This is a genomic window from Streptomyces sp. PTY087I2, from assembly GCF_001687325.1.
Taxonomy (GTDB): domain Bacteria; phylum Actinomycetota; class Actinomycetes; order Streptomycetales; family Streptomycetaceae; genus Streptomyces.
Window position 1 is genome coordinate 219903 of sequence record NZ_LZRD01000004.1, and the last position, 13293, is coordinate 233195.

Genomic DNA, 13293 nt, shown 5'->3' on the forward strand with positions numbered 1-13293 from the left:
TCTCTTGACGGTACCGACAGCACAGACGGCTCGCGACCGGGGGCCCGGACGGGTGTCCGGGGCGATAAAGGAGAGGTGAGACTCGGTGAAGGGAACCGTGGGCGAGTTGGGGGAGTTCGGGCTCATCAGAGAGCTCACGTCCCGGCTCACCACCACTCCGGCGGTACGGCTGGGGCCCGGCGACGACGCCGCGGTCGTGGCCGCCCCCGACCGCAGGGTCGTGGCCAGTACGGACATCCTGCTGGAAGGGCGGCACTTCCGCCGCGACTGGTCGACGGCGTACGACGTCGGCCGCAAGGCGGCAGCCCAGAACCTCGCCGACATCGCGGCGATGGGCGCCGTGCCCACCGCGCTGCTCCTCGGCCTCGTCGTCCCCGCCGACCTCCCCGTCACCTGGGCCGGCGAGCTCATGGACGGGCTGCGTGACGAATGCCAGGTGGCGGGCGCGGCCGTGGTCGGCGGCGATGTGGTGGGCGGCGACACGATCACCGTCTCCATCACCGCACTCGGCGACCTGCGCAACCACGAACCGGTCACCCGGGGCGGCGCCCGCCCCGGCGACGTCGTCGCGGTCACCGGCTGGCTCGGCTGGTCGGCGGCCGGTTACGCGGTGCTCTCCCGCGGCTTCCGCTCGCCCCGCGCCTTCGTCGAGGCCCACCGCCGCCCCGAACCGCCGTACCACGCGGGCCCCGCGGCCGCCGGGCTCGGCGCCACCGCGATGACCGACGTCAGCGACGGCCTCGTCGCCGACCTCGGCCATATCGCGGAGGCCAGCAAGTGCCGGATCGACCTGCGCTCCGGGCTCATCGACATCCCCTCGCAGATGTCCGACATCGGCCAGGCCGTCGGCGTCGACCCGCTCCAGTGGGTGCTGACCGGGGGAGAGGACCACGCGATCGTGGCGACCTTCCCGCCCGACGTGAAGCTCCCCGCCCGCTGGAAGGTGATCGGCGAGGTCCTCAACCCCTCCGCCCTGCCCCAGGTCACCGTCGACGGCGCCCCCTGGACCAGCAAGGGCGGCTGGGACCACTTCGGCTCCATCGAGGACACCCAGCCGCGCGGCTGACCACGGGGCCCGCGAGCCCGGCATGATCCCAACGAGAGGCCCTAGATTGCTGCGTATGTCCATACGTACCGCTGTACCGCCCCGCGTGCTCACCGTCGCCGGATCCGACTCCGGCGGCGGTGCGGGGATCCAGGCCGATCTGAAGACGATGCTCGCCCTCGGCGTGCACGGCATGAGCGTGCTCACCGCCGTCACCGCACAGAACTCCCTCGGCGTCCAGGGCGCGTGGGAGCTTCCGGTGGACGCCGTACGCGCCCAGTACCGCAGCGTCGTCGACGACATCGGCGTCCAGGCCGTGAAGACCGGGATGCTCGCGTCCGCCGCCCTCGTGGAGACCGTCGCGGAACTCCTCGCCGGAACGGACGCCCCCGTCGTCGTCGACCCGGTCGGCGTCTCCAAGCACGGGGACGCGCTGCTCGCCGCCGAGGCCCTCGACTCCGTACGGACCAAGCTGCTCCCCGCCGCCACCGTCGCCACCCCGAACCTCGACGAAGTCGCCCAGCTCACCGGCGTCCGGGTCACCGACGAGAGCGGGATGCGCCGGGCCGCCGAGGAGATCCTCGGCTTCGGACCGCGCTGGGTCGTCATCAAGGGCGGCCATCTGCCCGGGGAGGCGGTGGACCTGCTCACCGACGGGAGCGCGGAACACTGGCTGCGCGCCCCCCGGCACGACAACCGCCACACCCACGGCACCGGCTGCACGCTGGCCTCCGCCATCGCCTCCGGGCTCGCGCTGGGGATGGACGTGCCCACGGCGGTCCAGGGAGCGAAGACGTACGTCACCGGCGCGATCGAGGCCGGCTTCCCGCTCGGCGGCGGCATCGGCCCGGTCGACCACGGCTGGCTGACCCGCCCGGCCGACTGACGACCGCCTCCTGAGCACAGGCTTCCGAGCACAGGCGTCCGAGCACAGCAAAAAGCCGGTCCACCGAGGTGGACCGGCTTTTTGGGCAACCGGAAGGCTGCGCTACGACGGGGACGTCAGCGCGCGACCTTGCCGGCCTTGATGCACGAGGTGCAGACGTTGAGCCGCTTCGGCGTCCGACCGACCACGGCACGCACGCGCTGGATGTTGGGATTCCAGCGACGAGACGTACGGCGGTGCGAGAACGAAACGCTGTTGCCGAAGCTCGGCCCCTTGCCGCAAACGTCGCAGTTGGCAGCCACGGGTCACTCCAAAGACTTCAGATGCACGTACAGTGAATTCCGGCGCGCCGGAATCAGTTGGACTGAAGTGGCGGTACCGGGGGAATGTCCCGACTCTCATCGGGCAACCGGAGCAGCATACAACGCCTGCTTCGGAGATACGAAACTACCACGGCTCGGCCGCCCGCCCTCCCGCCCCCTGTCCCTGCCGGGACCCCCGCGGGCGGGCTAACCTGCGGTGCAGCCCGTTGCCACGGCCGCTTCAAGGAGGACCATCGGTGCCGCAGCTCCCCGACGACCTGGACGCCGTCGCGGTACGCACGTGGTGCTCGCTGGCCCTGGAAGCACTGGGCCGGGAGCGCGCGGAGATCGACGCGATCAACGTCTATCCCATCGCCGACGGGGACACCGGCACCAACCTCTATCTGACCGTCGAGTCCGCGGCCGCGGCCGTCGAAGCGGTCTTCGCCGCCCATGAGACCGGCACCACCGCACCCGCCACCGCCGACGCCGTACGCGCCATGGCGCACGGAGCCCTGATCGGCGCGCGCGGGAACTCCGGCACGATCCTGGCCCAGCTGCTGCGCGGCATGGCCGGGGTGCTGGCCGACGGCGGCGACGCGGCTCATCTGCGCCTCGCCCTCACGAGCGCCGCCGACGCGGCCCGGCAGGCCGTCGCCCACCCCGTCGAGGGCACCGTGCTCACCGTCGCCGCCGAGGCCGCCGCAGCGGCCCGGGGCGAGGACCCCGACCTGCGCACCGTCGTCACCGCCGCCTACGAGGGGGCGCGCGCCGCCCTCGCGCGCACCCCCGAGCAGCTCGCCGTCCTCGGCCGGGCCGGCGTGGTCGACGCCGGGGGCCGGGGGCTGGTGGCGGTGCTGGGCGCGCTGGTGGAGACGGTGACCGGGCAGGCTCCCGTACGAGGACCCCGTACCGCTTCCGGGAACGCCGCGAAGGCGCCCGTGACTGTGGACGGGGGTTCCGTGGTGGGGCTGCCGGTGGGCGGCACTCCGGTGGAAGGCGTTACGGGGGAGGGCTTCCCGGGGGGCGGCCTTCCGGTGGACGGTGTTCCGGCAGGCGGTCCGACCGGGGGCGTTCCCGGTGGAACCGTGGGGGACGGGCCGCTCGACTGCCCCGAGGACGGCGGCACCGGGCCCGCGTTCGAGGTGGTCTATCTGCTGGAGGCCCGTGACGAGCAGGTGGCCCGGCTGCGCACCCGGCTCGACGCGCTCGGCGACTCCCTGGTCGTCGTCGGCGGCGACGGGCTCTGGCACGTCCACGTCCATGTCGACGACGCCGGGGCGGCCGTGGAGGCGGGCGTCGAGGCCGGCCGGCCGTACCGGATCCGGATCACCCACTTCGCCACCGAGAGCGGTCACGACGTCCGCGTCCAGGCCGAACCCGCCCAGCGCGCCGTCGTCGTCGTGGTCCCCGGCGACGGCCTGGCCGGGCTCTGCACCGAGGCCGGCGCCACCACCGTGATCGCCCGCCCCGGCGAACCGCCCGCCAGCGGCGAACTGGTCGACGCCATCCGCCGCGCCCACGCCCGCGAGGTGGTCCTGCTGCCCAACGACGCGGCCCTGCGCCACACCGCGGCCGCCGCCGCCGAACAGGCCAGGACCGAGGGGGTCCGGGTCGCCCTCGTCCCCACCCGCGCCGCCGTCCAGGGCATCGCCGCGCTCGCCGTGCACGAGCCGGACCGCGGCTTCGACGAGGACGTGGTCGCCATGACCGCCGCCGCCGGGGCCACCCGCTACGCCGAACTGGCCGTCGCCGAGCGCCAGTCGTGGACCATGGCGGGCATCTGCCAGGCCGGGGACATCCTCGGCCTGATCGACGGCGACGTGGCCGTGATCGGCGCCGACGTCCCGGGCACCGCCCGCACCGTTCTCGACCGGATGCTGGCGGCGGGCGGCGAGCTGGTCACCCTCGTCCTCGGCGAGGACGTCCCGGACACGCTCGCGGACGCGCTGGAGGAACACGTACGCGAGGGCCATCTCGCCGTGGACACGGTGGTCTACCGGGGCGGCCACCAGCGCGCACCGCTGCTCATCGGCGTCGAGTAGCCGCAGCGGGTGTGCGTGCCCGGCGGACGGTTGTCAGTGCCGTGGTGTGCAATGGATCGCGTGTCCTCGTTCGATGAACCTCTCAAGAAGCTGCTCGGCGGAGCCACCGCGAAGGTGATGGCAGAACACCTCGACCTGCACACGGTCGGGGATCTGCTGCACCACTACCCGCGGCGGTACGAGGAGCGCGGCAAGCTGACCGCGCTGGCCGACCTCCCGCTGGACGAGCACGTCACGGTCGTCGCCCAGGTCGCCGACGCCCGGATCCTGATGTTCAACAACGGCCGGGGCAAACGCCTGGAGGTCACCCTCACCGACGGCAGCGGCCGCCTCCAGCTGGTCTTCTTCGGCCACGGCGTCCACAAGCCGCACAAGGAGCTGCTGCCCGGCCGCCAGGCGATGTTCGCGGGCAAGGTCTCCGTCTTCAACCGCAAGATGCAGCTGGCCCACCCCACGTACCAGCTGCTCGACGCCTCCGACGCCGACGAGGCCACCGAGGCCGTGGACGCCTTCGCCGGACGGCTGCTGCCGATCTACCCCGCGTGCAAGCAGCTCGACTCCTGGCGGATCGCCAAGGCCGTGGACGCCGTGCTGCCCAGCGCCCAGGACGCGGTGGACCCGCTGCCCGCGTCCCTGCGCGAGGGGCGCGGCTTCACCCCGCTGCCCGAGGCCCTGCTCAAGGTGCACCGCCCGCAGACCAAGGCGGACATCGAGGACGCCAAGGCCCGCCTCAAATGGGACGAGGCGTTCGTCCTCCAGGTCGCCCTGGCCCGCCGCCGGTACGCCGACACCCAGCTGCCCGCCGCCGCCCGCCGCCCGGTCGCGGACGGCCTGCTGGACGCGTTCGACGCCAAGCTGCCCTTCACCCTCACCGAGGGCCAGGAGAAGGTCAGCAAGGAGATCTTCGACGACCTGGCCACTGAGCACCCGATGCACCGCCTCCTCCAGGGCGAGGTGGGCTCCGGGAAGACGATGGTGGCCCTGCGCGCCATGCTCGCCGTGGTCGACGCGGGCGGCCAGGCCGCGATGCTCGCCCCCACCGAGGTCCTCGCCCAGCAGCACCACCGCTCGATCACCGAGATGATGGGCGAGCTGGCCGAGGGCGGCATGCTGGGCGGCTCTGACCGGGGGACCAAGGTCGTCCTGCTCACCGGCTCCATGGGCACGGCCGCCCGCCGTCAGGCCCTGCTCGACCTGGTCACCGGCGAGGCCGGGATCGTCATCGGCACCCATGCCCTCATCGAGGACAAGGTGCAGTTCCACGACCTGGGCCTGGTCGTCGTGGACGAACAGCACCGCTTCGGCGTGGAACAGCGCGACGCCCTGCGCTCCAAGGGGAAGCAGCCGCCCCACCTCCTCGTCATGACCGCCACCCCCATTCCCCGTACGGTCGCCATGACGGTCTTCGGCGACCTGGAGACCTCCGTCCTGGACCAGCTCCCGGCCGGCCGCTCCCCGATCGCCAGCCATGTCGTCCCCGCCAAGGACAAGCCGCACTTCCTCGCCCGCGCCTGGGAACGCGTCCGCGAGGAGGTCGAGAACGGCCACCAGGCGTATGTGGTCTGCCCCCGCATCGGCGACGACGCGGAGGAGGCCGAGGGGAAGAAGGGCAAGGCGAAGAAGAAGACCGCCGAGGAGGACCCGGAGAAGCGGCCGCCGCTCGCCGTCCTGGAGATCGCCGACGAGCTGCGCAAGGGCGCCCTGGCCGGGCTGACCGTCGAGGTGCTGCACGGCCGGATGCACCCCGACGAGAAGGACGACGTCATGCGCCGGTTCGCCGCCGGGGACGTGGACGTCCTGGTCGCCACCACCGTCATCGAGGTCGGCGTCAACGTCCCCAACGCCACCGCCATGGTGATCATGGACGCCGACCGGTTCGGCGTCTCCCAGCTCCACCAGCTGCGCGGCCGCGTCGGCCGGGGCTCCGCCCCCGGGCTCTGCCTGCTGGTCAGCGAGGCCCACGAGGCGAGCCCCGCCCGCGCCCGCCTCTCCGCCGTCGCCGCCACCCTCGACGGCTTCGAGCTCTCCCGGATCGACCTGGAGCAGCGCCGCGAGGGCGATGTGCTCGGCCAGGCCCAGTCCGGGGTGCGCTCCTCGCTCCGGATGCTCACCGTCATCGACGACGAGGAGGTCATCGCCGCCGCCCGCGAGGAGGCCGTGGCGATCGTCGCCGCCGACCCGGAGCTGGAGCACCTGCCGGAGCTGCGCACGGTGCTGGCCGCCCTGCTGGACAAGGACCGCGAGGAGTACCTCGACAAGGGGTGAGCCCGGGGCCGTCCTGCTGGTGGGAGCCGTACGCCATATCGTGGACGCACGGCACGCGCCCGTACGCGCGCGCCCGCTGGACGCCCCCGACCCCGAGGACCCGACACCCATGACCCGCGTGATCGCCGGCTCGGCCGGCGGACGCCGCCTGGCCGTCCCGCCCGGCACCGGCACCCGCCCCACCTCCGACCGTGCGCGCGAGGGCCTCTTCTCCACCTGGCAGGCGCTCCTCGGCACCCTGGAAGGGACCCGGGTCGCCGATCTGTACGCCGGATCCGGCGCCGTCGGCCTCGAAGCGCTCTCCCGCGGCGCGGTCCACGCCCTGCTCGTGGAGGCCGACCCGAAGGCCGTCCGCACCGTCCGCGACAACGTCCGCACCCTCGGCCTCCCGGGCGCCGACGTCCGTACCGGCAAAGCCGAGCAGATCGTGACAGGACCGGCGCCCGCCGCCCCGTACGACATCGTCTTCCTCGACCCGCCGTACGCCGTCACCGACGACGATCTTCGCGAGATCCTGCTCACACTCCGTGCTCAGGGGTGGCTCGCCGACGATGCGCTCGTCACCGTGGAACGCAGCACCCGGGGCGGAGAATTCGGCTGGCCCGCCGGATTCGAGCCACTGCGGTCCCGTCGCTACGGCGAGGGAACGCTTTGGTACGGTCGCGCCGCCGCTACGTGCGAAGACGCACGATGACCGGACCGGAGAGCGAGGGAATCACAGTGCGCCGCGCCGTCTGTCCGGGGTCGTTCGACCCCATCACCAACGGACATCTCGACATCATCGGACGAGCCTCGAAGCTGTACGACGTGGTGCACGTGGTGGTGATGATCAACCAGTCCAAGAAGGGGCTGTTCACCGTCGACGAGCGGATCGAGCTGATCCGCGAGGTCACCGCCGACTTCAGCAACGTCGAGGTGGAGTCCTTCCACGGCCTGCTGGTCGACTTCTGCAAGCAGCGGGAGATCCCGGCGATCGTGAAGGGCCTGCGGGCCGTCAGCGACTTCGACTACGAGCTTCAGATGGCCCAGATGAACAACGGCCTCTCCGGCGTCGAGACGCTCTTCATGCCGACCAACCCGACGTACAGCTTCCTGTCGTCCTCGCTGGTCAAGGAGGTGGCGGCCTGGGGTGGCGACGTCTCCCACCTGCTGCCGCCGACCGTCCACGACGAGCTCGTGAAGCGGCTCGGCGAACGCTGAGACCTGACGGGCCGTCACCAGGTGTCGGGCGGCGGCCGACTGGCCTTACAGTCGTCCCGTCCGTCTCCAACGGAGCAGCAGCTTCAACAGAGCAGCAGAGAGTGGCGAGCACACGGTGGACGTGCAGAAGAAGCTCGACGAGATCGTCGAAGCGGTCGGGAGCGCCCGATCCATGCCCATGTCGGCCTCGTGCGTGGTCAACCGCGCCGAGCTGCTCGCCATGCTCGAAGAGGTGCGCCAGGCCCTGCCCGGCTCCCTCGCCCAGGCCCAGGAGCTGATCGGCGGCCAGGAGCAGTTCGCCGAGCAGGCCCGCCAGGAGGCCGAGCGGATCATCGAGTCGGCCCACGCCCAGCGCGCCTCGCTGATCTCCGAGACCGAGATCGCCCGGCAGTCGCAGAGCGAAGCCGACCGGATCCTGTCCGAGGCCCGCCGCGAGGCCGAGGAGGTCCGGGCCGAGGCCGACGACTACGTCGACAGCAAGCTCGCCAACTTCGAGGTCGTCCTCACCAAGACCATCGGCTCCGTGGACCGGGGCCGCGAGAAGCTTCTCGGCCGCGGCCAGGGCCTGGACGAGCAGGGCTACCAGGACCCCGACTTCGCCGAGGCCCCCGAGCGCAGCGCCGACCCGGAGACGCTGAAGCAGCGGGCCGACGACTACGTGGACGCCAAGTTCGGCGCCTTCGAGGCCGTCCTCGCCAAGACCCTGGAGGCGGTCGGCCGCGGCCGGCAGAAGCTGCACGGCCGGGTCGCCACCGACGACCTCGGCGCGCACATCGCCGCCCAGGACGCCGCGGGCGGCCAGGGCCACACCAGCGACGCCGACTACCTGGCCGGCCTCGCCGAGCTGGCCACCCCCGAACCCCAGCAGGCGCCCCAGCAGCCCGCCTACCCGGCGCAGCCGCAGGCCGAGCCGAGCTACGCGCAGGCGGCCTACGGCTACCAGGAGCAGCCGGTCCAGCAGGGCGTCCAGGACGCGTACGGCTACCAGCAGCCCGACCCGTACGCGGCGTACCAGCAGCAGGGCGGCTACGACCCCAACGGCTACCCGCCCCAGCCGGCCGGCCAGCCCGATTACGGCTGGCAGCAGCAGGACCAGCAGCACGGGCACGGGCAGGGGCACGGCCAGGCGCCCGACCAGCAGGGCGGCGCGCTGGACGAGACCAGCCTCTTCGACACGAGCATGATCGACCTGGAGCAGCTGCGCCGGTACGAGCAGGGCCGCTGACCCCGGTGGGGGCTGCCCCGATTGGGTGCTGAGCGGTCCGTCCAGTATCCTGAATCCTCGGTCGCACATAGGTCCGCGATTCCGGCTGCCCGTTTCGTCTGCGGATCGGGGCCATCTGACTCCGGACCGTAGACGGCCCCTCCTTCGCAGTACGACACCCATGATTCGAAAGCAGGAAAAGCCCTGAACGGCCACCTCGACCACCGCAACCCTCTCGTGTTCGATACGCACGAGCTGGGCCGGCGTCCCGGTGCCATGAAGCGGCTCTCCCGCTCGGTGGAAGCACCCGGTTCACCGGTCCTGGGCATCGACGGCGTCATCGGTGTGCCGGAAGGCGCACCCGTGGAGCTGGACCTCCGCCTCGAATCGGTCATGGAAGGGGTGCTTGTCACAGGCACCGCCCGTGCGACCGCCGAGGGGGAGTGCGTAAGGTGTCTGGAGCCGCTGACCGTAGAGGTCGACGCGGACTTCCAGGAAATGTTCTCGTACCCTGACGCCGATGACCGGGGCCGCAGCACTGCGGCGGAACCGGCCGACGACGCCGAGGACGACGAGGACAGGTTCTTTCTCGAGGACGGCTTGTTCGACCTCGAACCCATGCTGCGTGACGCGGTAGTGCTCGCACTGCCCATGCAGCCGGTGTGCTCGGAGGACTGCGCCGGTCTGTGTTCCGAATGCGGAATCAGGCTGGACGAGAATCCGGGCCACCACCACGACGCCGTCGACATCCGTTGGGCGGCACTGCAAGGACTCGCCGAGACCGTTCAGGACGGCGAGAAGGACAACATGGGCGGCGCCGAACCGGGCGTCGACGAGAAGCAGGAGAAGTAGCCGTGGCTGTTCCGAAGCGGAAGATGTCGCGCAGCAACACGCGCCACCGCCGGTCGCAGTGGAAGGCTGCGGTCCCCACCCTGGTTTCGTGCGAGCGTTGCCAGGAGCCCAAGCTCCAGCACATTGCGTGCCCGAGCTGCGGCACCTACAACAAGCGCCAGGTCCTCGAGGTCTGAGCGGCTGGTGAGAGGCCCGATGTCTGAGTTGTCCAGCGCCAAGAAGCAGGCAGACAACGTCAACACAGCCTCGTCCCACACGCTTCTGGAAGGGCGGCTCGGGTATCACCTCGAGTCCGCCCTTCTGGTGCGTGCGCTGACCCACCGTTCGTACGCGTACGAGAACGGCGGCCTGCCCACCAACGAGCGGCTCGAATTCCTCGGGGATTCGGTGCTCGGCCTGGTGGTCACGGACACGCTGTACCGCACCCACCCCGACCTGCCCGAAGGCCAGCTGGCCAAGTTGCGGGCCGCGGTGGTCAACTCGCGTGCGCTGGCGGAAGTGGGCCGCGGCCTCGAACTCGGCTCCTTCATCCGGCTCGGCCGCGGTGAAGAGGGCACGGGGGGCCGGGACAAGGCATCCATCCTCGCCGACACACTGGAAGCAGTGATCGGCGCGGTCTATCTCGACCAGGGCCTCAGCGCGGCCTCGGAGCTGGTCCACCGGCTCTTCGACCCGCTGATCGACAGGTCCTCGAACCTCGGCGCCGGCCTGGACTGGAAGACCAGCCTCCAGGAGCTCACCGCGAGCGAGAGCCTCGGAGTCCCCGAGTACCTCGTCACGGAGACCGGTCCGGATCACGAGAAGACCTTCACTGCTGCCGCTCGCGTCGGTGGTGTCTCGTACGGCACCGGCACCGGCCGTAGCAAGAAGGAAGCGGAGCAGCAGGCGGCCGAGTCCGCCTGGCGCGAGATCAGCGCCGCCGCGGAGGCACGGCAGGCCGCGGAGAAGTCCGCGGCCGACGGAGGGGCCGCCGACACCCCTGCCGACCCGTCGCCGAACACGGACGCGGCTCCGGCCTGAAGCTGTACGAGAACCCCTCGGTGCCCTGCGCACCGGGGGGTTTTCCCTGTCCAGGGGCGGCTCCCGGACCGCTGTGGTCACTGCGTTTTCGCCCGCCCCGTCCCCCGTACTACCGTCGATGTGTCTGGAGTGGTGCACCGTGCCCGAGCTGCCCGAGGTCGAAGTCGTCCGCAGGGGCCTGGAGCGCTGGGTCAGCGGCCGCACTGTCACCGAGGTCGAGGTCCTGCACCCGCGCTCGGTCCGCCGGCACCTCGCGGGCGGCGTCGACTTCGCCGCCCGGCTGCGCGGGGCCCGCTTCGGCACGGCGATGCGGCGCGGCAAGTACCTCTGGGTGCCGATCGAGGAGGCCTCCGCCTCGCTGCTCGGCCACCTCGGGATGAGCGGCCAGCTGCTGGTGCAGCCCGCGGACGCGCCCGACGAGAAGCACCTGCGGATCCGGATGCGGTTCGACGACGAGCTCGGCACCGAACTGCGCTTCGTCGACCAGCGGACCTTCGGCGGACTCTCGCTGCACGGCAACACCCCCGACGGGCTGCCGGACACCATCGCGCACATCGCCCGGGACCCGCTCGACCCACTCTTCGACGACGCCGCGTTCCACACCGCGCTGCGCCTGCGCCGTACCACCGTCAAGCGCGCCCTGCTCGACCAGTCGCTGATCAGCGGCGTCGGCAACATCTACGCCGACGAGGCGCTCTGGCGGGCCAGGCTGCACTACGACCGGCCTACCGCGACCCTGACCCGCCCCAAGTCCGCCGAACTCCTCGGCCACGCCCGCGACGTCATGAACGCGGCCCTCGCCCAGGGCGGCACCAGCTTCGACAGCCTGTACGTCAACGTGAACGGCGAGTCCGGCTACTTCGACCGGTCGCTCGACGCGTACGGCCGGGAGGGCGAGCCCTGCAACCGGTGCTCCACGCCGATGCGCCGCCGCGCCTGGATGAACCGCTCCAGCTACTACTGCCCGCGCTGTCAGCGGCCGCCGCGCGCCTCGTCGTAACGCGCCCGGGCGGCCAGGACCTCGTCCATCCGCCCCTCGACACAGTGGATGAGGCCGAGGAGCTTCTCCGCGACCTCGCGCCCGAACGGGGTGAGCTCGTAGTCCACCCGGGGCGGGTTCACCGGCTGGGCCTCCCGCAGGACGAGCCCGTCCCGCTCCAGGGCGTGCAGGGTCTGGGAGAGCATCTTCTCGCTGACCCCGTCGACCCGGCGGCGCAGCTCGTTGAACCGGAGGCTCTCCTCGTACAGCGCGCCGATCGTCAGACCGCCCCACCGCCCGGTGACGTGCTCCAGCGTCGAGCGGGAGGGGCACGCGCGGGAGAAGACGTCGAACGCGAGGCTGTCCGTATCCGTATCCGTGTCGCTGGCCATACCAAAAGCTTACTCCTGTACAGCGCTCACCCCGAGGGAGCGCTGTACAGGAGCAAGGGGACCGGCGGCCGGGTTCAGAAGCCGAAGTTCTGGACCCACCACGGGCCGCCGGGGCCCTCGTGGATGCCGATGCCGATGGTCTTGTAGTCGCAGTTGAGAATGTTCGCCCGGTGGCCTTCGCTGTTCATCCAGCCCTCCATCACGGCCTGGGCGTCCGCCTGGCCGCGGGCGATGTTCTCCGCCGCCAGTCCCTGGACGCCCGCCTGCGCGGCCCGGTCCCAGGGGGTGTCGCCGTCCGGGTCCGTGTGGTCGAAGAAGCCGCGGGCCGCCATGTCCTCGCTGAAGTTCTGGGCGAGCGAGGTCAGCGGGGCGCTCGTGGACAGCGGGGAGCAGCCGACCTTCGCGCGCTCCTGGTTCACCAGGGCCAGCACCTCGCTGCGTGCGGAGGCGTCGGTCGGGGAAGGGCTCGGCTTCTCGCTGGGCGGCGGGGCCGTGGAGGTCTTCGGCGGGGCCGGGGTCTTGCTCGCCGGGGCGGAGCTCTTCGCCGGGGCCGAGGTCGGAGCCTTCGACTTCTTCGACGGGGTGGCGGCCGGCTTCTTCGACGTGGAGGGCGCGGCCGACTTCGACGGTGCCTTCGAGGTCTCCGAGGGCGAGGGCGTCTTGGACGGGGTCTTGGAAGGCGTCTTCGACGGCGACTTGCTCGGCGCCTCGGGGCGCTCGCTGCCCCGGCTGGCGGGGGAGGAAGACCGGTCGGCCGGCGCGGTGGAGCTGCCGCCCTGCGTCAGCAGGTCCGGGGCGCCGCCGGTGCGCACCTGGTCGGCGGCGGTGGTGTTGCCCGTGGTGTACGTGTCGCCGCCGGGGATCAGACCCGAGGCGACGGCCACCGCGCCGACGGCCACGGCCGCCGAGACGCCGAGGAGCCCGGTCCGGATCGGCACGGCGGACTTCTTCCGGCGTGTGCCCCGGCCCCGGGAAGCGGCCTTGGCCGCGGGCTGCTCAGCGGCGGGGCCTGCGGCGGATCGTCGGTGGCGTCCCATGCGCTGTGCCTTCCTGATTCTCCGGACGTCGTTGCGACGTCACGCGACTGCCCCGTTTGCTGATGC

Annotated in this window: 14 protein-coding genes; 11 read left to right on the top strand and 3 right to left on the bottom strand. The window is 71.9% G+C overall.

Going from position 1 to position 13293, the window contains the following annotated elements:
• Nucleotides 1–85 precede the first annotated feature (85 nt).
• Both A3Q37_RS05805 and thiD read left to right on the top strand, forming a co-directional pair.
• A complete protein-coding gene (locus A3Q37_RS05805) occupies nt 86–1066 on the top strand; it encodes a thiamine-phosphate kinase (RefSeq protein ID WP_065478459.1) in 981 nt (326 codons plus the stop codon).
• A 55-nt stretch (nt 1067–1121) separates the two neighbouring features.
• Nucleotides 1122–1931 (top strand): bifunctional hydroxymethylpyrimidine kinase/phosphomethylpyrimidine kinase, encoded by an 810-nt coding sequence (gene thiD, locus A3Q37_RS05810; protein ID WP_065478462.1) that lies wholly within the window; start codon nt 1122–1124, stop codon nt 1929–1931.
• Nucleotides 1932–2047: 116 nt separating this feature from the next.
• On the opposite strand, the gene rpmB is transcribed toward thiD, so the two are convergent.
• Nucleotides 2048–2233: a 50S ribosomal protein L28 gene (rpmB, locus tag A3Q37_RS05815; protein WP_006127872.1), complete on the bottom strand. Its 186-nt coding sequence runs from the start codon at nt 2231–2233 to the stop codon at nt 2048–2050.
• 257 nt (nt 2234–2490) lie between these two features.
• Here rpmB and A3Q37_RS05820 point away from each other — a divergent pair, with 257 nt between their 5' ends.
• From A3Q37_RS05820 to mutM, 9 genes are all read left to right on the top strand, one after another.
• A complete protein-coding gene (locus A3Q37_RS05820) occupies nt 2491–4278 on the top strand; it encodes a DAK2 domain-containing protein (protein WP_065478465.1) in 1788 nt (595 codons plus the stop codon).
• A gap of 51 nt (nt 4279–4329) precedes the next feature.
• A complete protein-coding gene (gene recG, locus A3Q37_RS05825; RefSeq protein ID WP_176711355.1) occupies nt 4330–6543 on the top strand; it encodes an ATP-dependent DNA helicase RecG in 2214 nt (737 codons plus the stop codon).
• A 109-nt stretch (nt 6544–6652) separates the two neighbouring features.
• On the top strand, nt 6653–7237 hold the full coding sequence (gene rsmD, locus A3Q37_RS05830; protein ID WP_065478470.1) for a 16S rRNA (guanine(966)-N(2))-methyltransferase RsmD: 585 nt from the start codon (nt 6653–6655) through the stop codon (nt 7235–7237).
• A 26-nt stretch (nt 7238–7263) separates the two neighbouring features.
• Complete coding sequence (gene coaD / locus A3Q37_RS05835; protein WP_065478473.1) at nt 7264–7743, top strand: pantetheine-phosphate adenylyltransferase; 480 nt, start codon at nt 7264–7266, stop codon at nt 7741–7743.
• A 115-nt stretch (nt 7744–7858) separates the two neighbouring features.
• Entirely contained in the window at nt 7859–8968 is a 1110-nt protein-coding gene (locus tag A3Q37_RS05840) for an ATP synthase F0 subunit B (protein WP_065478475.1), read from the top strand.
• Nucleotides 8969–9223: 255 nt separating this feature from the next.
• On the top strand, nt 9224–9799 hold the full coding sequence (locus A3Q37_RS05845; RefSeq protein ID WP_236726230.1) for a DUF177 domain-containing protein: 576 nt from the start codon (nt 9224–9226) through the stop codon (nt 9797–9799).
• A 2-nt stretch (nt 9800–9801) separates the two neighbouring features.
• On the top strand, nt 9802–9975 hold the full coding sequence (rpmF, locus tag A3Q37_RS05850; protein WP_003965982.1) for a 50S ribosomal protein L32: 174 nt from the start codon (nt 9802–9804) through the stop codon (nt 9973–9975).
• Nucleotides 9976–9994: 19 nt separating this feature from the next.
• Nucleotides 9995–10819: a ribonuclease III gene (gene rnc / locus A3Q37_RS05855; RefSeq protein WP_003965979.1), complete on the top strand. Its 825-nt coding sequence runs from the start codon at nt 9995–9997 to the stop codon at nt 10817–10819.
• 139 nt (nt 10820–10958) lie between these two features.
• Nucleotides 10959–11819, top strand: coding sequence for a bifunctional DNA-formamidopyrimidine glycosylase/DNA-(apurinic or apyrimidinic site) lyase (gene mutM / locus A3Q37_RS05860; RefSeq protein WP_065478479.1), 861 nt, complete (start codon nt 10959–10961; stop codon nt 11817–11819).
• On the opposite strand, the gene A3Q37_RS05865 is transcribed toward mutM, so the two are convergent.
• Nucleotides 11792–12190, bottom strand: coding sequence for a helix-turn-helix domain-containing protein (locus A3Q37_RS05865; protein ID WP_065478482.1), 399 nt, complete (start codon nt 12188–12190; stop codon nt 11792–11794). The genes mutM and A3Q37_RS05865 overlap by 28 nt on opposite strands.
• A gap of 74 nt (nt 12191–12264) precedes the next feature.
• Nucleotides 12265–13227 carry a CAP domain-containing protein gene (locus tag A3Q37_RS05870; RefSeq protein ID WP_065478483.1) on the bottom strand — a complete coding sequence of 321 codons (963 nt, stop codon included), beginning with the start codon at nt 13225–13227 and terminating at the stop codon, nt 12265–12267.
• Nucleotides 13228–13293: the final 66 nt, after the last annotated feature.